The 21,484-nt window shown below is 43.2% G+C and carries 25 protein-coding genes; 19 read left to right on the top strand and 6 right to left on the bottom strand.

Annotated elements, in window-relative coordinates:
• Positions 1-175: 175 nt before the first annotated feature.
• From KFE98_16085 to KFE98_16140, 12 genes are all read left to right on the top strand, one after another.
• Positions 176-721 (top strand): DUF2867 domain-containing protein, encoded by a 546-nt coding sequence (locus KFE98_16085; GenBank protein UTW61517.1) that lies wholly within the window; start codon positions 176-178, stop codon positions 719-721.
• Positions 722-867: 146 nt separating this feature from the next.
• Complete coding sequence (locus KFE98_16090; GenBank protein ID UTW61518.1) at positions 868-1,200, top strand: hypothetical protein; 333 nt, start codon at positions 868-870, stop codon at positions 1,198-1,200.
• A 160-nt stretch (positions 1,201-1,360) separates the two neighbouring features.
• Positions 1,361-2,623, top strand: coding sequence for a T9SS type A sorting domain-containing protein (locus tag KFE98_16095; GenBank protein ID UTW61519.1), 1,263 nt, complete (start codon positions 1,361-1,363; stop codon positions 2,621-2,623).
• A 110-nt stretch (positions 2,624-2,733) separates the two neighbouring features.
• Positions 2,734-3,114: a DUF3667 domain-containing protein gene (locus KFE98_16100; protein ID UTW61520.1), complete on the top strand. Its 381-nt coding sequence runs from the start codon at positions 2,734-2,736 to the stop codon at positions 3,112-3,114.
• 32 nt (positions 3,115-3,146) lie between these two features.
• Complete coding sequence (locus KFE98_16105) at positions 3,147-3,500, top strand: hypothetical protein (protein ID UTW61521.1); 354 nt, start codon at positions 3,147-3,149, stop codon at positions 3,498-3,500.
• Positions 3,497-4,015, top strand: coding sequence for a hypothetical protein (locus KFE98_16110; protein ID UTW61522.1), 519 nt, complete (start codon positions 3,497-3,499; stop codon positions 4,013-4,015). Before KFE98_16105 ends, KFE98_16110 begins: the two co-directional genes overlap by 4 nt.
• 17 nt (positions 4,016-4,032) lie before the next feature.
• Complete coding sequence (locus KFE98_16115; protein ID UTW61523.1) at positions 4,033-4,404, top strand: hypothetical protein; 372 nt, start codon at positions 4,033-4,035, stop codon at positions 4,402-4,404.
• Positions 4,405-4,796: 392 nt separating this feature from the next.
• On the top strand, positions 4,797-5,042 hold the full coding sequence (locus tag KFE98_16120) for a hypothetical protein (protein UTW61524.1): 246 nt from the start codon (positions 4,797-4,799) through the stop codon (positions 5,040-5,042).
• Between the two features lie 213 nt (positions 5,043-5,255).
• Positions 5,256-5,870 carry a hypothetical protein gene (locus KFE98_16125; protein UTW61525.1) on the top strand — a complete coding sequence of 205 codons (615 nt, stop codon included), beginning with the start codon at positions 5,256-5,258 and terminating at the stop codon, positions 5,868-5,870.
• Between the two features lie 37 nt (positions 5,871-5,907).
• The gene (locus KFE98_16130) at positions 5,908-6,483 is read left to right on the top strand and encodes a hypothetical protein (protein ID UTW61526.1); all 576 of its coding nucleotides are present in this window, start codon (positions 5,908-5,910) and stop codon (positions 6,481-6,483) included.
• A complete protein-coding gene (locus KFE98_16135) occupies positions 6,483-7,223 on the top strand; it encodes a hypothetical protein (protein UTW61527.1) in 741 nt (246 codons plus the stop codon). Before KFE98_16130 ends, KFE98_16135 begins: the two co-directional genes overlap by 1 nt.
• Complete coding sequence (locus tag KFE98_16140; protein ID UTW61528.1) at positions 7,216-7,491, top strand: hypothetical protein; 276 nt, start codon at positions 7,216-7,218, stop codon at positions 7,489-7,491. Before KFE98_16135 ends, KFE98_16140 begins: the two co-directional genes overlap by 8 nt.
• On the opposite strand, the gene KFE98_16145 is transcribed toward KFE98_16140, so the two are convergent.
• Positions 7,492-8,511 carry an aldehyde reductase gene (locus tag KFE98_16145; protein ID UTW61529.1) on the bottom strand — a complete coding sequence of 340 codons (1,020 nt, stop codon included), beginning with the start codon at positions 8,509-8,511 and terminating at the stop codon, positions 7,492-7,494. It lies immediately after the preceding gene.
• Positions 8,512-8,594: 83 nt separating this feature from the next.
• On the opposite strand from KFE98_16145, the gene KFE98_16150 reads away from it, so the two are divergent.
• The 6 genes from KFE98_16150 to KFE98_16175 all read left to right on the top strand — a co-directional run bounded on the left by KFE98_16150 (position 8,595) and on the right by KFE98_16175 (position 13,127).
• Complete coding sequence (locus KFE98_16150) at positions 8,595-9,032, top strand: helix-turn-helix transcriptional regulator (protein UTW61530.1); 438 nt, start codon at positions 8,595-8,597, stop codon at positions 9,030-9,032.
• 476 nt (positions 9,033-9,508) lie between these two features.
• Positions 9,509-10,057, top strand: coding sequence for a hypothetical protein (locus KFE98_16155; GenBank protein UTW61531.1), 549 nt, complete (start codon positions 9,509-9,511; stop codon positions 10,055-10,057).
• Between the two features lie 166 nt (positions 10,058-10,223).
• Positions 10,224-10,808, top strand: coding sequence for a sigma-70 family RNA polymerase sigma factor (locus KFE98_16160; GenBank protein UTW61532.1), 585 nt, complete (start codon positions 10,224-10,226; stop codon positions 10,806-10,808).
• Positions 10,805-11,179 (top strand): hypothetical protein, encoded by a 375-nt coding sequence (locus KFE98_16165; GenBank protein ID UTW61533.1) that lies wholly within the window; start codon positions 10,805-10,807, stop codon positions 11,177-11,179. Before KFE98_16160 ends, KFE98_16165 begins: the two co-directional genes overlap by 4 nt.
• A 14-nt stretch (positions 11,180-11,193) precedes the next feature.
• A complete protein-coding gene (locus tag KFE98_16170) occupies positions 11,194-12,420 on the top strand; it encodes a hypothetical protein (protein ID UTW61534.1) in 1,227 nt (408 codons plus the stop codon).
• The gene (locus KFE98_16175) at positions 12,417-13,127 is read left to right on the top strand and encodes a hypothetical protein (GenBank protein UTW61535.1); all 711 of its coding nucleotides are present in this window, start codon (positions 12,417-12,419) and stop codon (positions 13,125-13,127) included. The genes KFE98_16170 and KFE98_16175 overlap by 4 nt, the downstream gene beginning before the upstream one ends.
• Position 13,128: 1 nt before the next feature.
• Here the strand turns inward: KFE98_16175 and KFE98_16180 are convergent, their stop codons facing one another.
• From KFE98_16180 to KFE98_16195, 4 genes are all read right to left on the bottom strand, one after another.
• The gene (locus tag KFE98_16180; GenBank protein UTW61536.1) at positions 13,129-13,971 is read right to left on the bottom strand and encodes a DUF4249 domain-containing protein; all 843 of its coding nucleotides are present in this window, start codon (positions 13,969-13,971) and stop codon (positions 13,129-13,131) included.
• Entirely contained in the window at positions 13,968-16,277 is a 2,310-nt protein-coding gene (locus KFE98_16185) for a TonB-dependent receptor (protein ID UTW61537.1), read from the bottom strand. The genes KFE98_16180 and KFE98_16185 overlap by 4 nt, the downstream gene beginning before the upstream one ends.
• 201 nt (positions 16,278-16,478) lie before the next feature.
• Complete coding sequence (locus KFE98_16190; protein ID UTW61538.1) at positions 16,479-17,555, bottom strand: glycosyltransferase family 2 protein; 1,077 nt, start codon at positions 17,553-17,555, stop codon at positions 16,479-16,481.
• A 66-nt stretch (positions 17,556-17,621) separates the two neighbouring features.
• Positions 17,622-18,746: a GWxTD domain-containing protein gene (locus tag KFE98_16195; protein ID UTW61539.1), complete on the bottom strand. Its 1,125-nt coding sequence runs from the start codon at positions 18,744-18,746 to the stop codon at positions 17,622-17,624.
• Between the two features lie 680 nt (positions 18,747-19,426).
• On the opposite strand from KFE98_16195, the gene trxA reads away from it, so the two are divergent.
• Positions 19,427-19,744 (top strand): thioredoxin, encoded by a 318-nt coding sequence (gene trxA, locus KFE98_16200; protein UTW61540.1) that lies wholly within the window; start codon positions 19,427-19,429, stop codon positions 19,742-19,744.
• Between the two features lie 838 nt (positions 19,745-20,582).
• On the opposite strand, the gene KFE98_16205 is transcribed toward trxA, so the two are convergent.
• The gene (locus KFE98_16205) at positions 20,583-21,446 is read right to left on the bottom strand and encodes an alpha/beta hydrolase (protein ID UTW61541.1); all 864 of its coding nucleotides are present in this window, start codon (positions 21,444-21,446) and stop codon (positions 20,583-20,585) included.
• Positions 21,447-21,484 lie beyond the last annotated feature (38 nt).

A 21,484-nucleotide genomic window follows, 5' to 3' on the forward strand; every position in this document is an offset into this window, starting at 1 on the left:
TGAAGACAGGTGGTGATATTAAGCAACTTTATGATTAGATCATTTACTCGTGTTTTATCATTCATGTGCATAACGATTTAGGGGATTAAAAGCTCAAAAAACGCTTTTTTTTCTATCCACCAATTCCTTGTGAGTTACCTTTACACACCAGTTGATTACTTAGGATAAGCATCACATGGCAACACTTCAAATCCGCAAAGTTCAAGCTCCGGCGGAGTCTCTCTTGTTTTCTTCCAAAGACAAGTATCACTACATCGACAGTTTTCAGGGATACCTATCCGATGTTGAGAATAAAATTGGGGCTAGGGATATGGCCAAAGCGTTTTTCTCTTCCGGCCCATCCTGGATTGGTCAGCTTTTCTCTCTTCGAAATAGAATCGTTAAGTCATTTGGATTGAAGACATCTGAAGATGGGATTCAAAACAACCTGGATAATCAGAAATGGGAAGCCGGGGAACAGATCGGATTGTTCCGCCTTTTTCAGGTCAACGATCGGGAGGTAATTATGGGGGAGGACGATAAGCACCTTGATTTCCGAATCTCTTTACTTGCCGAGCCAGTTGAGGGGAACCAGAAGCGATTGACCATCACAACAACCGTAGTTTTTCGCAATTTCTTCGGTCGGCTGTATTTTCTTCCCGTCAAGCCCTTTCACTCTCTAATTGTTCCGGTGATGTTGAAGGGAATGTTGAGGGATTTGGATTATGGGAAACATTCCTAATCCCAATCATTTAATGGATGCAGAAAACGGTCGAATTTCTTGAAAGTAGGCTCAGATGGAAGGCAAAAGAATACCATCAGGCATCCAGTTCCATTATTTTTTGGGAAGAATTGAATGTTACTCGGAGAGATCAATTTTTGCAGCTATTGGGGGCCATTGAGTGTGGGAATCCTGTCTTGCTGTTTACCTGTCCTGATTCTGCAAATTGGACTATGCTTGGTGCCCAAAGGTTGATGTTTGGTGATGATCAAATGGCAAACGTTCTTTTTTATTCCGAAATTCAAAAAATCCTACCTCATGGATTACAAAACATTGAAGAGACAAAACGGGCCATCAAATCGGGTTTAACGAAAAGTGAGTGGTCCGAGTTAACCTTGCTAAAACAAGATCAGTCAAAGGTGACAATTCATGCCAGAAAAGGACCGGACGTATTTGCCTTGTGGAATATAATTCTGATGATGAGGAGAATTCATGCTTAATGTGAATTGACAAAACAAGGAAATGCGTTTTTGCCAAATATTCTGGTAACACAATCCTGACTCAAAATCGCCTAAAGTCGAAGATTAAGAAATCGTTAGCCGGTAAAATTAGTGGCTAAATCTCCTACTTTTAGGCCCCAATCAGTAATCGGTTATCTATATGAAATACTGCCTTTTTCTATGTTTTGCACTTTGGATTAACGGGCTCTATGCTCAATATGAGGGGCCGATTCAACCTCCATCATCGGGTTATGGCTCGGATGGCAACTTCGCTGTTGAATCCACTCATCTTAGAAACGACCATTACCTGACCAAGGACATTTCTGTGTTTTACCCAAAGGGAACTTCGCAACCAAAACCCACCATATTCTTTTCACACGGTTATGGCGCCAACGACACCACCATTTATCGAGAAACGCTCTACAATTTGGCTTCCAACGGCTATGTAGTGGTTTTCGTACCCTACAAAACTATCGGCGCAACGATTCCTGAGAGATATCAAACCCTATACGATGGATTTGCCAAGGCGGCAAGAAACTTGCCTCAACTAATCGATACCAACCAGGTAGGATTCTACGGACATTCTTTCGGTGGTGGTGCCACTCCGAGAATTTCTTACCGCCATTTTACCGAGAACAATTGGGGAACTACGGCCAGGTTCATTTACTGCTCGGCTCCCTGGTACTCTTTCGAACTTGGTACTTCCGATCTGGATAATTTCCCAAAAGATTGCCGAATGCTCATGGTGTTGTACGACGATGATGACGTGAATGATCACCGGATGGGAATGGATATATTTAATAACATCGCCATTGACGATAGTTTGAAGGATTGTATACTGGTTTACTCAGATTCTGTATCCAACTATGTTTACAATGCCGATCACAACTTACCTGGCCAATACACAACCAAAGCGGTGTTTAATGCCCACGATTATTTGGTGAGTTTTCGCTTCCTAAATGCTATGGCGGATTATACCTTCACCGGAAATCCAATAGCCAAGGACATTGCTTTGGGTGGTGGTTCAACCGCACAAACGGATATACATCCCCAGCTCACTCCGCTGTCTCAATCCGATCAACCATCGCCCGTGCACAGCCAATCCAAGTATCGGAATCCTTGCGATACGATCATCAATGAACGAAGAAGTTTTTGCCAAACCATCCTTGAGGTAAAAGGGGAGGAGTCCTATGACAATGCAGTAAGGGTTCATCCTAATCCTACTCATGGTCTATTGAAAATCACGCCCAATCAAAACCATCAAAGTATGAAGGCCTCCATTGTATCCTTGACCGGTGAGGTTCTATTGGTTGTTCGTAATGAAAAGGTTATAGACTTGACCGAACTTCCAGCCGGTTTGTATGTTTTGGTGCTGGATATAGATCAGCGTCGGACCACCCAGAAAGTTCTTAAAGTGGAATAGAGTTTGCGCATAAGGTGGACATTTGGCATTCTTCTTAATTTCCCTTTCTGCTGGGATTAGAAGGGGTATTCAGGAAAACCACCACAAACCTTATTTTCGCACCTCGATTCATGAAAAACACCTGTCAAAACTGTGGTTATACCTTTGAGGGGAACTACTGCAACCAATGCGGGCAGAAGGCTGATTCCGGTAGAGTTAACCTTCAGTTTCTACTCAACGAATTGTCTAACAGTGTTTTTCAACTGAATCACGGTCTCCTCTTCACCATCAAAGAACTGACCCTGAGACCCGGCCACACCATTCAGGAATACTTGGCAGGTAAGAGAAAGGTTCATATTCGTCCTTTAGCTTTCTTGTTTGTAACCGCCGCATTGTACGTTCTTTTGGCTTCCGTTACAGGTAAACAAACCTATCTGGAGGGATTATCGCAGGAATTGCCGAAGGATTTACGGATCAGGGTAGGGAGAATGTTCATGTTTACGAAGTACTGAATTGGCTGGCCAGGCATTTTGCCTATTCGTCTTTGCTGTTGCTTCCCGTGTTTTCATTGGCCTCCTATTGGGCCTTTCTAAAAGCCAGGTACAACTACTTCGAACATTTGACACTAAATCTTTACATCACGGGCCAACAGATTATCCTTTACCTGGTGGTTAGTGGAATTTCTGTCCTAATTGGTGGGGATGATTTTTACCAAGACATCGTTCCGATGACCATCTCGATGGGCTACATCTTTTGGGTTTATTTTCAATTTTTCCGCTCTCTTCATCCCATTCTGCGGATAGTTCTCACCTTTACTACCTATTTGATTAATCTCATTTTAACCATTTTGCTTTTGTTTCTTGCAGGAATAATTGAGGCGTTAACAGCGGCATTATGAATTGGTTCAAATGGAGCCTTTTAATGGTGTTGGGTGTAGTTCTGGCTATAGCCGTTTACCTAAATCGTCATTTATTGACCTGTGAATCCAACGTTCCATTCTGGAAGAGTCAAGTGTTTTCTGATTTTGAAAAATGGCAGAAGGTTGAAAAAGAGATTCAACTGAATCGAGCAACTTTGGATTCATTGGACTCCCGCAAGAGTGGTCTTTTCTTACGAACAGACGATCCCTCAAAGTTAAAATCCGAACATGATTTATCCTTACCGGCCCTGACCCAATGGTTTAACTCTAACGACTGGGGTTATGTGGCCATGGAAGGGGATACGATAGAAGTGAGCTTTCGTTCTTGTGTTTCCGGATACAATACTTATGATGCCTATTTCTATCACAACCCTCAGGGTTTTCGTCCGGCATTTACCCATGATTTGAAAACAGGCGTGGAAATCCTTGACTCATTAGATTTAGGCAACAATTGGTATTTTCTGGTGGTTAAATGTGAAGGTTGTTTGAGTTGAAATTCAAATATTTAAAAATGATAAGGATTCTATTATTCACCATTGCTATCAGTATACTTAGCTGCCAAAGTTCTCAACCTCAAATGGATGATGCGGAGTTTTTTAAACTTATCCAGGAAACAACGGACAGAAACTTAAAGAATGAAGTTTTATCCGATGGGTGGTATGAAGTTCAGACCACTTCAAACAACTTTGAACGAGCCTTTGCAGATCAGACTTTTTTTGTAACCCCTCGACCGATTGTGGTGCCTGCCAATTTTATTCGAGGCGGAGAATTTGAAAACTATCAAGATCCAAAGGGTTTTCCATTTATCTGGATAAAACTGGGACGGATGCATGGTCCCAGGCCACTAAGAAAAATAGTGGAAAAAATGTGGTATTTGTTTTAGATAATAAAATTATTTCAGCACAGATGGTTCACAGTCAAATCGATGCTGGTGTAACCGCATTTTGGGAAAATGGGTTATCTGAGTCCAATTGGAATAAGATTAAAGCTATGGCTTAACAGAATAAGTAGCCGAAACAAAGATTGATTACCCTTCGGCATTACTGGTTCGGATTTGTAATCCACCATTACCAAAAGTTAGTTTGATTTAATTTTAACTCATTAAACTGACATGATGTGGAATCCCTTCAAGAAAAAAACTAACCTCGTTCCTACATTCGATTGGATCGAAAGTCACCCAAAAAGAAATCACTACTTCGTGAGAACCCACGCGTGGGATTGGATGAACAAAGAGCAAGTTGTTGTCCCTATTAAGAACCCTCAGGCCAAGTGGTAATGACCACTTTAGAATTTTGGTCTCAGGAAATGTTCCTGGATGCAACAGGAAAAACGAAGATTATTGATTATTTATCAATTCTGATCAAACAATTCCAGGATAGTGGAATGGATGTACCGCCAGATTTGGATAAGTTCCTAATCGAAACCCTGGAAAGTATGGAAAAGGACCTGGGTATCGTCAAATTTGTTGTGAAAGAAACAAATTTGGAAAGTAGATATGATAAACCGATTTCTGAACAGTAGAATTTACCTATAAGCAATTGAGTCTTTAACTCTTATTCTAAGTTAGATAGGGTCATGGATAAGCTTAATTCCATAGAATTCCGGGATAAAAAGAGTGGGTTAAAGAATTAAATATTTGGCCTGATTCGGTCCTTGTTTATGCGATTTACCGGTAGACCTAATTGATAATTCTGGATTGAGATTTCTTATTTTCGTTTCAGCCAAGTTCAAAACATGAAAACCAATTTTCTATTTCTTCTCCTCATGAGTATGCTGTTTTACTCGTGTAACAACAATGCGGAGGCAACAAAACTTCAAGAAAAGGCCATTGAGGTTTATTTCGATAGAAACCTCGATAGTTCCACAAGGATAGATAGCTCTTTGACTCTCACAGACCAGGCACTTGCCCTTAATCCACAAAACCTTCAAGCCCTTATCCACCGAGATAGATTGATGTTTGTAATGAAGGATGCTGAAGGAATGATGAAATCAGCAGACAGACTAATTGAACTATATCCGGATCGCCCCTTTTTTCGGGTGCAAAAGGCCTTTTATCTGGAACTGACTGATCGTCCGACCGAAGCGAAGAACCTCTATCAGGAAGCCTTATCGATGTTTGAGGAGGATTTAAGGGAAGATTCGACGCAATTTGATTTGTACATTGGGTATTTAGGTAGTCTGGAATATGCTGGTGATTCAGCCAAGGCCATGCAGGTTTACAAACAACTCAATGCAAGGAGTTGGACCGATTTTCAGGAAGAAATTCTGAAACTTTATCATAAGGAAAGGCTACCTAAGAAGCGCTTAGTCGATTATTGGGAAGGCCGCATTACCTATGATGAAATTTGAATCGAACCGTGCTACAAAATTTTAATCACCGGAAAACATGATCGTAAAACCAGCAAACGGCAGAGCCGAAATCATAGAAAATACTAACTCGTTGCAAATCACTATCCCATCTCGAAAGAATTGGTTCCTCATTCCATTCTTAGGGTTCTGGTCCATGGGCTGGTTGATGGGTGAGATTACGGTTATTGGAGCCTTGTTTTCCTCTACAACACCCTTCGTGGCCAAAGCTTTTATGTTGGTTTGGTTGGGAGCCTGGACGGTTGGAGGAATGTTTGCCTTATATGGTCTTTCCTGGATGTTAACAGGTAGGGAGGTCATCCGCTTAGAAAATGGAATTTTGACCATTGAAAAACGCGTTACGGGTTATAGTCGTTCTCGGGGATACGAACTCGGTTCGGTTGCCAATATGGCTATCAATCCAAGTGCCGATTTAGGTGTATTCAATTATTACAACAAGTGGAATAGTTTCGGATTGAAGGGAGGGAAAATCAAGTTCTCTTATGGCATGCAAACGGTCAAATTTGCCAACGATATAGATGAAGCTGAAGCTCGAATGATATTGGACAAACTGAAGGCAAATTCTCTCTTGTCTCCATCTCATTTTGAAGAATAATGGCCAGGTCTGAAGTTCGGAAAAAGGCACTGAGATACTTGGTGTATGCCTTGATTGGTGGACTCATCATTATCCCATTTAGTGATGATGCCGGAATGCTACGATTTGTGGCCTTGGGCGGGTTTCTGGTGGTAATGGCCAACCTCATTCGTTTGGTCAAAATATCCTTGATATTATCGGTCGATCTTTTTCCACCCAAGGGAGAGGGGGAGACCAAAAGAGTTGATCAAGTAGTCTACTATGGATTGTTCTTTGGTTTTATGGTAAGCTTGATTTTACTCACCTTGGAAATCAGAACCCTCGAAAATACCATTCATGGTGGCGATTTGTTTCTAACTTATGGTGTTATCGGTCTGGTTGTAGGCGCTCTGCTAATCGTAATCCTTCGATTCATCTATTCCCGACTTTTCCATAATGGCTCAAGAAGGTACTCGGTCTTTTTTAGCCTCCTGTTTGGTTGTGCATTGGCTCTACCAATGATCGTAAGTAGAATGAATCGTGGAGAATTGGATCTCGGTGAAGTAACTTGTGAGAACTACAAGATCAACTGGAAAGGGGAGGACTCTGACGGAGATTCGCACTATTTGTTTCTCCAAATGGGAGAGAAAGAAGAGCGCTTCACGGCCGATGAAGAAACCTGGAATTTGCTCTACGAAGGCGGAAGGGTTCAACTGTGTTTTGTGGAAGGGAGATTGGGGTATAAAGTGGTTAAAGAAATCAAGGTCCCCAACGATGAATAAAGCAGGTTCACTGGATACTGAAGATAACTGGTACCGTACGGCAGGCAGGGTTATTGGGAATTTTGAGCATGGAGTAACTCAAGTTCTAATCCATTTTTGGCATCCCGGATATGCCCAAATGGACCGAATTCCCTCTTATTTAATGTCCGTGGAGTGTAGATTTCCCAATAAGCTGCTTTGGGTTTATTACCCGAAACGAGAAGGGGCTACCCTGAAAGTAGAGGCGATGTCACCTGAGGAAATTCAATCTTTCCAATCTAAAGACTAATTACTTTCCCTCCAATATCCGCTCCACAGAAACGGCCGTATCCAAGGCCATCTTCTTAAGCGTAATAGGCTTCCAATCAAAGGTTTTCATGGTGTTGCTAATGTCGCCTTCGTAGATTTTGCCCACGTAAGGAAGCATACCCTTCATGTCGCTGCTAAAGTTGGCCATTAGGCGAATGAAGAAATTGGGAGCCAGGCCGGTTTTCACTTTTTCGTAACCACCTGTCTTTAGGGTTTGTGCCAAATCCTGAAAGGTGTGTGCTTTTTCGCTGGCCACGATAAAACGGTGGCCGGCTGCCTGAGCATTTTCCAAAGCTTGAACGTGAATTCGAGCCACATCCCTCACATCCGACATGTTGATTCCAGCTTGTGGAACCATGGGAATCTTACCCAAAAGCATTTCAGAAAAAGTGGTCATGGACTCGCCAGAAAGGTTGTTGGAAAGGGGAGGACCGTATACCGGGCCTGGGTGAATAGTAACCAACTCCATGGGATCAGAACCGCCTTGATCTTTTATAAAGTCCCAGGCACTCTTTTCGGCGAGTACTTTACTCTTTAGGTAAGCGGTGGCATTTTTCGCTTTTGGGTTGGTCCAGCTGTTTTCATTGATGTTTTTATCACCCACCACATCTCCTAACATGGCTACCATAGAAGAGGTTAGAACTACCCGTTTGATTCCGGCTTTTTTCGCCGCTTTCATAGCGCGTTGTGTTCCTTCTACAGCTGGTTTGATCAATTCGTTTTCGTCCTTGGGTACTTTGGATACGAAAGGGGAGGCCACGTGCATGAGGAAGTCAACCCCGTCCATCGCTTCGTCCCAGCCTTCATCTTTCAACAAATTCAGTTCACAGAACTCTAAGTTACCTTTAGGATCAACTTCCTTTTTAATGGTGTTAGTGATCGCTTCTGACTTGGATAGACTTCTTAATGATCCTCTAACAGCGTAGCCTTGTTTAAGTAATTCTGCCGCACAATGTTGACCTATAAATCCCGAAATACCTGTTAAAAGAACCTTTTTCATAACCTTAAATGATAACTTTGCTTTTAATTTGCAAGCAAAAGTAAGTAATTACTTGTATTTTAAAAGTAATCAGGGGAATTATTATGAATCATTCTTTTCGATGTCAATGTCCGATCACCTCCGCCGTAGATATTATAGGTGATAAATGGACCATCGTAATTGTTAAACAAATGCTGATCGAGGGGAAAACCACTTTTAAGGATTTTACGGACAGTACAGAAGCCATTGCCACCAACATACTTTCAACCCGCTTAAAAAACCTGGAGAGCTTTGGACTGATTACCAAGGAGAAGTTGCCACACAACAAAAAGACCAACATCTATCTTTTAACGGAAAGGGGACTGGCCCTGGCTCCGGTGATTCTTGAACTCACCCTATGGAGCGATGAGCACTTACGTGAGTTTCACCCGGACCTACAAAAAGATGAACGCCTGGAATGGGTAAAAGAGAACAAGGAAGAGGCCTTTCAACTAACGGTAAAGAACTACAAGGCTAAGGTGGAAATGATAGCGGCCGGGTAATTTTCGATTTATTACCTTGGCTCAGACCATGTGCCAACATTGTTTTGACACCGAAAATTTTGGATTTAAATCAGAGGCTCAGTTTCTTGAATTCGAGCAACTTCTCCAAGATAAACTCAAGGCATCCCATTATTTAGAAAGACTGAAGTGGGAGAACGACGATTTCGAAAAAGTCGAGGAGGTTTATCGATGTAATCATTGCCATACCATTTGGTGCCTTTCCATACCTGATATGGCTTGGAGAGGTTTTTTTCTCACTCAGAAAGAATGCGAAATACACCTGAATAATATCGCTGAATCGGATAAAGCCAAAGGGCGATGGGGTTGTTCACTGGCTTCCATTCTGCTAATAGTCCTACTTTTTTCATTTCTCTACATTCTGAATCGCTGGTTTATGAGTTAAAAATCGAAAGTCGGCATTTTCTGACGGCCGTCATGCTCATTTCATCATCCATTTCTAATTACCTTCGCCCCCCATGCTTGAGGCGCTAAAATACCTGTTAATAACCCCTTTTAAACCAACTGCATCCTTTCGGAGTTTCAAAGAGGAGAGGCACATTTTTACCACTTCGCAATGGATGATCTTGGGTATTGTTCTGGTATTTGCTATTGATATGGGAGCACATTACGATCCCAAGTTTCACATGACTACCGGAGATTGGGTGGCCTTTTATGCAGGGCGATTGGTTGGATTGGTACTTACTTTTTTGTTGCCCACCTACATTGTAGCAGTGGTTCTCAAACGCAATGGATTTGAGGAGGTGACTTTTAAGAAGGCATTTCCCTATATGCTCATGATTGGGCTGCCTATCTATGCTTCAACTTGGGATGTTAACTGGTATTTCAGACCTGATGGATATGTGGGTTATATCAAATGGGGAGCAAAATTTTGGGCTTGGTTACTACTCACCAAAGTCATCCGCCATTTGGCACCCGTTTCTGAGAGTAAATCCTGGGCAATCGCCTTTGGGGTTATCGTTATCGAATTCCTTTGGCACAGTGGATTTTGGGGAATAAGCCTGTAAACCCAAAATCAGAATACCACCTTTTTAAAATCGACTTTTGGTTTTCGATAAGCTTTCTGAAAAAGGCCAAATGCAATCGAAGGCTGACCCATTTGAATAAAAAATCGAAAAAAAGGAATGTAACACTTTTGTATCCTGGCGTTATCCTATCAAAGCGTCGAACAAAATGAGTTCCAATTCCACTTCATCAAAGCAAACCGTTCTCGAGCAGGAAGCCCTCGAAATCAAGCGGGCTCAAAAGGATTCTGCTCAGTTTGAGGTGTTGTATAAACGCTATTTTTTACCCGTTTTTCGTTTTGTACGTCAACGCGTGGGCAGCCATCACGATGCGGGAGACATTACCTCCCTTGTTTTTGCCAAGGCCTTGCATCAGCTACATCGATTTGAGCCTCGTGGAATAGCCTTTGGATCCTGGTTGTTTCGTTTGGCTTCCAATGAGGTGAATAACCATTACCGCCAGTTAAAAAAGGAACGAACCCTTTTTGTATCAGATCGTGATTCGGAAACCATGGCCGATTGGGGGGGAGAAGAACTCCACGACCAGAATCCAGAGGAGCGCAGAAGTCTGCTTATTCAATTGCTTCGAGAACTACCCCAAGCCGATGTGGAATTGATTGAATTGCGGTTTTTCGAACAGCGCTCCTTCCGCGAAATTGCGGAGATTCTTCAATTAACCGAAACCAATGCCCGGGTGAAGGTGCACCGGGTGGTAGACAAAATGCGCCGAATGATCAAAAGCAAGAAATCATGACAACGATAAAATCAGGAAACGAACATCAGCAGTTTAGCGATGAGGAGGCGTTGAAATACCAGAATTTTGACGAAGTGCTCAAGCTTCACGAAGAAATGAGTTCAGGTAGTTCCTCTGGATTTAAGTCCTGGAAAACCTGGGGATTGAGCGCCATGCTGGCGCTCCTTTTGGCCGGCGGAATCTGGTATTTTAAAGACGATTCCCTTCCAGCCGAAATATCCAATACCGAGTTTCAACCGCCAGAGTACTTTTCTTCTCCACTGGCCGGAGGTCTGCCCAGCTATGAGCAGTTGGAGGTAAAGAATCTTGATGCAGACAAGTATCTAAAAACTTCAACCGGAGCACAAATCTTTATTCCCGAGGAGGAATAGTCGACGAGAACGGGATGATTCCCGTAGGTCCCATCCAGCTGTTTTACCGCGAATACATGGATCAGAAGTCCATATTTCTGTCTGGAATTCCGATGACTTACGACACCCTCAAGGGCTCCTTTCCCTTTGAATCTGCAGGAATGTTTGAGTTAAGAGCTTTTCAAAACGGCGAGCCACTTTATGTTCATCCGGAGAAAGAATTGGAAGTGACACTTCTATCTTCTGATCAGCGGGATCACTTCAACCAATATATTCTTGAAGAAGAAACGGGCACCTGGAAATTCGTTCGGAAGGATACCGCCGGAACGATTTCCACGAAGAAATTGAAACGACTCAAAGCTAAGTTGGAACAGGAAGAAGCGCTATATCAGGGCATGTTGCAAAGTCCTCCGGCCAAGCCATTATTGGAAAGCGCAGACCAAGAGAAATTCTCCATTAAGGCCAATCATCGGGAGTTTCCGGAGTTGCAGAGCTTTCAGGGATATCGCTTTCAGGTAAGCGATCGGGATACCGTGTACCAAGCCAAGTACGGAGGTTTTACCTGGAACAACGTGGATATAAGCAGAGGAAAGGGTGCTTCCGAATTTTTGGTCTGTTTTAGTCAGCGAAACCCTGAGCCGGGAATCCCCAATCCCCTTTGTTTTCTATCCGATTTGGTGGTTCCCGAAGAAAGCTGGGCACAGGCCAATGATCGATACGAGGCTTTGTTTGCTACTTACGAAAAGGAATTGCTTGCTGTAGAAAAACGTCGGGATGATCTTAAAGTCAAATACGAGAAGAAAGCGGAAAAGCTTCGGGCCCAGCAAGAGCAGATGAAGGCACGTCGCTTTACCCTTGGAAAACGGGCCCAACAAGAGTTAAACCTTCAGCGAACCTTTGCGATCAATCAATTTGGGATTTGGAATTCCGATTACTTCTACCACAACCCCAATTCACAGCGACTTTTAGCCTCTTACCAAACCCTCGAAGGGGAAGAGCTAAAACTCAACTCTGCGACCTTGGTACTTTGGGAAACTACCGCTATTGTAAAAGGAAGTGCTAAAGATCTAAACTACTACCCCGGGATGGATCAAATGATTTGGTCCGTAATGGATAGTGGTTCAACCATAGCAGTGAGCATCGACGAGTCTTTCAATAAAATTGAACCCGGCAGCAATTCCCATACCTTTACCATGGAGTTGATGACCGCCCAGGAGTTCGAAAAATTGGCCGGCAACAAAATCTCCGAGGGATGGCAATGAAAATACCAGCAAATCAAATAAGAAAAAGCACATTACTCGTATTCATTCTCGTACTCACACTCGGTATAAACACACGCTCACAAACCCACACCGAGTTCAAGGTAGAACGGCCCAAAACACCCATTGTCTTTGATCCTGAATACCGATACTTGTTTCAAAATGTAGAACATCCGATGTTTTTTACTGTGGAAGACAGTACCAAGAATTTTACCCTTGAGGTACTTGGAGGAACTCTTCGAAAATCGGGAGATACCACTTGGATACGTCCATTGCAAAACGATACCGTTTGGCTTCAGATTTTTGATTCTACAGCAGAGGGAATAGAACTAACCGCCATCCGTCGATTTAAGGTTTATCCTGAGCTCAAGCCTTATATTCAGCAGGTGCCATCTGATTCTTTTTTGTTTGACCTTCAGTTGGTTCCTAATCGCATTTATGCCGCTGCTCCTAATTACAAACAAAGGCTAAGGGTAACATCATTTACCGTCAACTACATTGGTCCTGAAGGATCTCGTTCGGTAGATGTAGAGGGGGATATGCTTCCGCCCGAAATACGCAAGGAATTGGGCAGCCTCAATCGGGATGTTTTTGTTCGTTATACCAATATTAGAGTGTCTTTTGGTAGAGGATTAACGGCCAGAATCGCCAACTACAACATCACTTTGATTACCACCAAGGGAAAGAAGATGCGGGAAATAAAGATGTGATTTATTGAGGTTTTACTTCCACGGCCCTGGCATCTGGAAAATGGGCTGTAAAAAAGCCATATCCACCTTCCACATTGGTGGGAAGAGACACCGGCTCACTCAAAAAGGGAACTGAAGTACTGGCGCGATCCCGTGCCTGTAAATAGTCGTAGTATTCAGACGTGATTTCGGATAAGGAGACGAGGATGGTGTCATTGTCCCAATCACTCAAAACTATACTTCCATTGTAGGGCTCGCCAAAGGCAGAATGCTCAATCAGGGTTGATTCAGAACGTCCATAAGTCAACGCAAAGTTTTCGTAGGTAGCTCCTTCGTCAGAATTGGCATAGCAGTTTACCAGGTAGTGGCTTCCTCCAGAGGTATTGGTAAAGGTAAAGTCAACCACAATTTCAAATCGCTCATAGCGGTATCGCTTTTGGGCCGTAACATTGTTGAGTGAAACCTGGGGAGGAACCAGTGTTTTGGAGGATACCTGCTGATCCTTCTTCGGATCGTAAACCGTAAGCTCGTATTCTTTATCGACTACTCTGGTAACTTCGGTTCCGGCATACATGCCATTGCCCAAATCCAGCAGCCGTTGAGATTCGTTGCCGTTGCTTAGAAAAACCTGACACCCGCTTACAAAAAGTTGGTTGAGTAGGGCTGTATCTCCACCTTCCCCTACGGGAGATTGTTCCAATGCCGTAAAGGATCGGGATACGTTGATGACCAATATCCGATCCGGAACAGAAATACTCGATACCACCAATTTCGATTCAGCCTGAGGCACATCAATATCAATGGGCTTGGGCCGGCAGGAGCTGACCAAGGCAAGCAATGCTATGGGATAGATCCAATTTTTCAAAATCTGTAGTTATAAGCAATGGAAGGAAGGAAACCAAACAGTCCCGGTTGGGAGTATTTGTAACCCAGTCCATCGTCGCGTGGAACAATTTCGATTTGGTAAGGCGTGGCCCGGTTGTATACGTTGTATGCCCCAATATGCCATTCACCGTACCATTTGCGGTTGGCTTTTTCTTTGGGTTTTATAATCAGGTTGACATCCAGGCGGTGTGAATCGGACATCTTAACGGCATTTCGATCCGAATAAATCGGGACGACTTCCACACCACTTAGTGAAGGGTTCGGTGCCAGGTACTGCCCAGTTTGAGCCGTAAAACGAGATCCGGTGGCATATACCCAGATGGTGGAGAAGTGCAGTCGCTTGGTGATTTTAAAATTGAGGGCTACCGAAACGTCATGTCGCCGATCGTAACGGGCAAAGTATTGCTTACCGCCATTAAGTTCATCAAAGTCTCGAGTTGACCAGGATAGGGTATAGGCTACCCAGCCATAAATTCGGCCTTCATTTCTTTTGAGGAGGAATTCAAATCCATAGGCATCACCACTTCCCTGAATCAGTTCATCTTCAAATTCGTTGTTGAGGATCAGGTTGGCACCTTCGCGGTATTCGATCAGGTTGTTCATCCATTTGTAATAACTCTCGAAGGAAAAGCGCAGACCCGGCTTCTTGAAAAGGTGTTCGTATCCCACGGCAATTTGATCTGCATTCAGAGGTTTCACCTTTTCGGTAATGGGGTACCACATATCCGTAGGCAAGGCTACAGCTGAACTGGACACCCGATGCATGTATTGATTCATTCTCGAATAGCTGGCCTTCACCACATCGTTTTCGGTCAGGCTATATTTCGCGTTAATTCTGGGTTCAATTCCAGCATACCATTTTTTGCCCGTATTACTGGCTGAAAAGCGTAGACCCGCATTTACCGCTAGCAGACTTCCAAAGAACCGATGTTCTGATTGTCCATACGCCGCATATTCTTGAAAGGTGAGGTTGGGTTGAGATTGACTTTCCAGGTATTCCGAAATCTCTCCTTGGGTATTAATAAGGTTGGGCTTAAAGATGTGATGCGTAAAGAGGGCTCCAAACTTTACGGTGTGATCACTTTTTCGATACCACTGATAATCGGTTTTTAGTCCATAATCGGTGATGTCAGATTTTACCCGAATTTGATTATCCTCATACCGACCGTTGATTTGATAGTCGAAAAAGGAATTGAAGAAGGAGACTTTTGAAAAGAGTTTCTTGTTGTAGATATGGTTCCAGCTTAAGGTATTGGTGAGGTTTCGTTTGTCAAATCCAAATCCGTTGCGGTTGTTAGCGCCCTCTCGATCCACAATGGCCAGTACATCCTTACCGTAGTAGATGCTGTAGCGTAGAAAGTCTTTTTTAGAAAGGTTAATTCGGAATTTTCCGTTGAGGTCGTAGAAATAGTAAGGAATGTTTTCTCCTGCCAATTTCACCACTTGATCAATGTAGGTACGCCGCCCGGAAACCACAAACGACGCCTTTTTGTTCAGCATGGGGCCCTCCACCGTCAACCGGGAGGAGAGTAAACCAACTCCACCAGAACCTGATAGTTTCTTGGCGTTGCCTTCTTTCATGGTGACATCAAAAATAGAGGAGAGACGTCCGCCATATTCTGCCGGGAAACCTCCTTTGATCACGGTAATGTCTTTAACCGCATCGGTATTGAAAATGGAGAAAAATCCAAACAAATGGGAGTACTCATACACCGTTGCCTCATCCATCAGGACCAGGTTTTGATCGGCATCACCGCCGCGAACAAACATACCTGTAGTTCCCTCGATTCCACCGGAAATGCCAGGTAACAGTTGCATCACCTTTATAATATCCACCTCACCACCAATAGCAGGCATGTGGCGAATCTGTTTCATGGGAATTCGAATGGTACTCATTTGGGTAGAATGTACTTCTTCCTCTTGTTGCGATCGATCGCCCACCACTTCTACCGCCTTGAGAGATTCTTTTTTGGCATTCAATTCCACATTTAAAGGAGCAGACTGCGTGTGCGATACGGGGATGTAAAAGGTCTCGTAGCCCAAAAAAGAAATTCCCAATTGAAGGGAATCTTTAGGAAGTTTACTGATGTCGGCTGTCAGGGAGAAATATCCATAAGTATTGGTGGAAGTCCCGAGGGTAGAGCCTTTGATAAAAACGGTGGCAAATCCCAGCGGCTCTCCAGTAGCACCATCTTTCACTTGTCCCGACCAGGTAACCGTTTGTGCCAGTCCGGTAAAAGACAGCAGCACAGCCAATAAAGCAATAAAGGTTCCCAATCGATTCATGCCCTTAGAAGAAACAAAATTTGAATTATAAATTCCCAGACGCAACGCAGAAAGTTGTTCCCGTAGTATACAAAACCATTAGCGTTGAGTTAAAGTTCGGAATTTGCCGACAAACGTGCAATATCAATTTTCAATATTCAGGCTCAACGCTCAATTTCCATTCCAGAAAATTGAAAATTTCACCTGATCATTTAAAATTGTTCAGGGTTTCCAGTTGAGATCAGAGAACTTCTTCTTTCCTTTTCCAAAGAATTCCCAGACCAGGCTTTTAGGGTAGGTGCCCGATAGATTAGGTTGGTCCCATAGCTTTTTGGCTTCGCGGCGTTTTTTATACCATTTCGGAAAATAGTAGAGAAACTGACGATGGGCTTTGGATACCGCAAACATGGCCCTCACATTTCCTTCCGTTCCCATGCGTACTAAGGCCAGGAAGTCTAATGCAAATCGAATGGGGATGATGTAGAGCGCTTCGTAGGGCGGTAGGTTTTTGATCAGCATGATCAAACTGTTGCGAAAATTGAGATAGGCCTTCTTGGGATTGTCATAAGACAGACTTCCGCCACCTACATGATAGGCCACCGAACTTGGAATACACTTAATGCTGTAGCCCATGTTTTTGATACGCCAGCACAAGTCAATCTCTTCCATGTGGGCAAAGAAATCGTTGTCCAGTCCGCCGGCTTTCCAGTACAGGTCGGCTCGAACAAACATACAGGCTCCTGTGGCCCAGAAAATTTCTACCGGATCATCGTACTGTCCTTGATCTTCCTCAGTGAGAAAAAACAAACGTCCCCGGCAAAACGGATATCCCCATTTGTCCAGAAAACCACCCGAGGCACCGGCATGTTCAAATCTTTCCCGCTCACGTTCGGCAATTACCTTGGGTTGAGCTGCGGCCAACCAAGGATCTTGTTTCATCATGTCCACCACGGGCGCTACCCAGTTTTCAGCCACCGTAGCATCCTGGTTAAGCAGTACATATATGTCTGCTTCTACCTGCTTAAGTGCGTCGTTATAGCCTTGTGCAAATCCGTTGTTTTCAGCGTTGAAAACGTATCCCACTTCCGGAAACTTCTCTTGAACAAATTCCCGTGTGCCATCCGTAGAACAGTTATCAGCAACTACGATTTCGGTATTGGGGTAGTGGGTGTTTTGTAAGACCTGAGGAAGAAATTCTTCCAGGTACTTTTTTCCGTTCCAGCACAGGATGACAACCGCAACCTTGGGATTTTCTCCGAGGCCGGCAGGAAGGGTATTATTCGATACTGAGGTGGTCACCCGATGAGCTCTTGTGCTTTTGTTAAAAAGGCGTCAAAGATAGCGTTTTGAACGTACAACCGAAGTTTATCTCGGGTTGTTGAAATAGTAGCGGGCACGAGAGCCGTAAGTGTTTCCAGGATCAGTCTGATCCAGGTCGTTCATTGGAGTATTTCGGCTCTGCAGAATCATTTCCCAACGCTCATTCTGAATTTCTCCAAATACGGTGGAGTGGAGTAGCGTAAAGTCATTGGTAATCAGATCGTCGTTATAGAATACGAAACGTCCATCGGTTTGATTAGCGATTTTGAAATAATGCCAGATTTCGTACGGGTAGGAGTTAGGCTCACTTGGAACTTCGATACGGTTGTTAGGAGGACCATACTTCAGGTAAACCCGTCCGCGATCCGTATCGTATCCTTGGCGAATAGAGGTGCCGAAGGAGGCGTTCACCTTTTCTACTTCTTTTTGGTACTTGGCCCATTCCACACCAGCAGACAAAGGATATCGCTTAGCCCAGAAGTGGTAAAGGAACTTTTTCAATACATCTACTTCAGGCTCGGCCTTACGCTTGGTTTGCTGATCGATGAAGGATTCTTCACCGCGATCGGCCAAAGGTCGAATGGATCTAACGTAGTCCTGTAACGTATCTATATTGTTGTATTTCTCCACAAAAGTCATTTGGGTGATGACCTCATCCAAATCGATTTGAGCTGTATCAGCAGCTACATTGCTTCGCTGGAAGAAAGAGGAAGTGAAGGACAGCAAATTGTTGCTACGATCACGAGCCTCAACAACCAGTAGGTAATTGCCACTGGCTAATTTTTCAATATTGAATTCCCGCAACACGATTCCAACCGGAGCCGGGTTTTGGCGAATAAAACCGATGTATTGAGGTAAGGGCTGATTCGTTTCGTATTGAGCAATGTAGTACTTGATCAGAAACTTTTCACTTTTCAATACCGAATCGGAGTGGTATACCTCGGTGTAAAACTTGAGCGATCCAACATGATCAGGGTAGTAGTCCGTCACATTGGGAATAATGTCGATGCCACTTTTGGTAAAGTTGCTTTCCTGAGTAGCAGGTTTGTAAGATTCCACCAATTCGATTGTCGACCACTGGATTTTTCCAGAATCGAAATAAACATCAATCTTTTGGGAACCAGAAAATCCATTGCCCTTGTTGTTGACGTCCCGGATGTTTATCTCCATCTGGTAGCTACCCTGGGGCAGGGCAATTCGCTGCTGATCGAGGAAGTTTACTTTGTCTCCTTTCTCATCTGCCAGTTCAGGGCTAAGTAACTTGTATTTATCAAATTGCTTGATCTCCTCATTTTGTTTGAAGAGGTAGGTTACTTCAATTTCGGCCTGGTATTTTCCCTGGGCATTGGGGCATACTTCACCGTTTCTCCATTTACCGATAGGTAAGTTTCGATATACGGATCACCTCCAGGAACATGGAAGATACTGTACGAAAAATAGGCTTGTATCTTTTTCTGGGCATGCGTTGTCAAAGACATACTTAACCCGAGAAAAACAGATAAGATCAGAAACAATCGACTCATACTTTGCAAAACTAAAGAATTTAGAGGCCTGTTGCCCATCAATGTGTAAGCGGCCGAAAACAAAGGCTTAGTTTTAGTATTCGGCATCCACCACCCAAGTTTAAGGACAATTATCGTTCCACCAAGCATTTCACCGTCCTGGTTTCTCATTAAATGAAATGAATGGAGTCTCCATGGATGTCCATAGGGAGTAGCCTCGATACTGATTAAGAGTTATTAACGCTCGGGGTGGACAATTGTCCGTCAAAGAACAATCTATTACCCCTTGATTTAAATACATTTGTTTTCGACTTTGAAGTATTATTCATTTCTTATTAAATAAAGATCATGGCATTAGAATTTACCGATTCCAATTTTGAAGAGTTGGCCTTGAAAAGCGACAAGCCCGTAATCGTAGATTTTTGGGCAGAATGGTGTGGCCCTTGTAAAATGGTTGGTCCTATCGTGGAGCAATTGGCAGGGGAGTACGAAGGAAAGGCTGTTATTGGAAAACTAAATGTGGACAACAACCCAGGTACCGCTGCTAAATATGGTATCCGTTCCATTCCTACTATTCTGTTTTTGAAAAACGGAGAAATTGTTGACCGTCAGGTTGGCGCCGTACCTAAAAGCGCACTTGAATCCAAACTTACTGCACAGCTGTAAGCAGGGATCATCACATAATTCTTAAAGGAAACTCCCGGTCATTTTTGGCTTGGGAGTTTTTTTATGGGTTTTGGATTGGATAGTTTTTGGATTTAGTCCTAGGTATGTCGTATAGTTTCGTCGTAGATTGAATCTACGACGAGGTATTGATTGATGTTTAGATTCCGTCGAGCGCAATTATTATGTTCGAATCTGTTTTGGATCGCAGAATTCTTCCTTTGATAGAATAGTTTCGTCGTAGATTGAATCTACGACGAGGTATTGATTGATGTTTAGATTTCGTCGAGCGCAATTATAATGTTCGAATCTGTTTTGGATCACAGAATTCTTCCTTTGATAGAATAGTTTCGTCGTAGATTGAATCTACGACGAGGTATTGATTAAAGTTTAGATTCCGTCGAGCGCAATTATAATGTTCGAATCTGTTTCGGATCACAGAATTCTTCCTTTGATAGAATAGTTTCGGCGTAGATTGAATCTACGACGAGGTATTGATTGATGTTTAGATTCCGTCGAGCGCAATTATAATTTTCGAATCTGTTTTGGATCGCAGAATTCTTCCTTTTGATAGAATAGTTTCGGCGTAGATTGAATCTACGACGTGATATTTATAAGTGTTTAGATTCCGTTCAGCGTAATTTTAAGGTTCAAATCCCGCTGACTCCATCGTGCTGATCAGTTTTTAATTCAAATCACTTCTTTTTCATAAATCATCGGAAGAGAAAAATCATCTTGAATAATAATTCGAGCCTCCATCTCGAAAACGAGTTCTTTTATGGGTAATTGTTCAGTTGCCGGAGATGAATTCGTTGCCATGGGCAAGATGGAGAACTTATTTCTAACCAATCCATTGTTTTATTTTTTGCTCCATTTCGAAGAGATGCGTTCCATTCGGCATATGCTTGCAATCCTTCAGCAGGTGAACGTCTTTTAGGTTCTGGAACACAACTTTTGCTTGTTTTAGGACCTTGTCATCCGGGAAGAATACGTCGTCGTCAGCCAAGATCAGGTATACCGGATTGGTGAAATGTTCCACATCCTTCTTTTGCAAAATTTGAGGTCTTCTCAAATCCATGTGTAGGCCGGTTAATATGGCTTTTTGAAATTCAAACATGTAGGTATCCTCTTCCGGAACAAAGTGCTTAACAAAGGCTCGAAGATCTTTGTCCTTTTTCGAGAATTGATACTTCATAAGCGGAATGGAAAGTTTGGTCATGGATGGCCAGAAATTACCATTGGCCAAGCCGCTCGGCACGATAAATACGCACTTTTCCACTTTAGATGGGCGATGGGTGATAAGCTTCTGCAGAATATAAGCACCGTAGGAAATGCCTATAAAATGAGCACTTGTAACATCCAATTGGTCCAATACCTCATCCGCCCAGAGGGCAAAAGACTCGTCTTTAATATTGATGGTGGTATCTGCACTTTTGGTGGCTTGACCTATCGTATCAATCGCGTAGAATTGATAGTCTTTTTGAAGGCCTTTAATACACTCCAGCGTTAGGGGGGAACCGGCATGAACTCCGTGAAACAGAACCACTTTCTGTCCTTTAGGGTTTCCTGAGACTATCACCCGAGTTTGCCCGTAAGTGGTGTTGAGGTCCTTTTCCTCCAAGGGAAAATCAAGACTTGCTAATTTTTGATCGTAGAGTTGGAAAATCTTTTCTCTTGCTTGAGGAGATTTATAAATACTTTTCATGCCAGATTATTAGTAAATGGCAAATTTAGGCCAAATGG

It is taken from the genome of bacterium SCSIO 12741 (assembly GCA_024398055.1).
GTDB lineage: Bacteria > Bacteroidota > Bacteroidia > Flavobacteriales_G > Salibacteraceae > SCSIO-12741.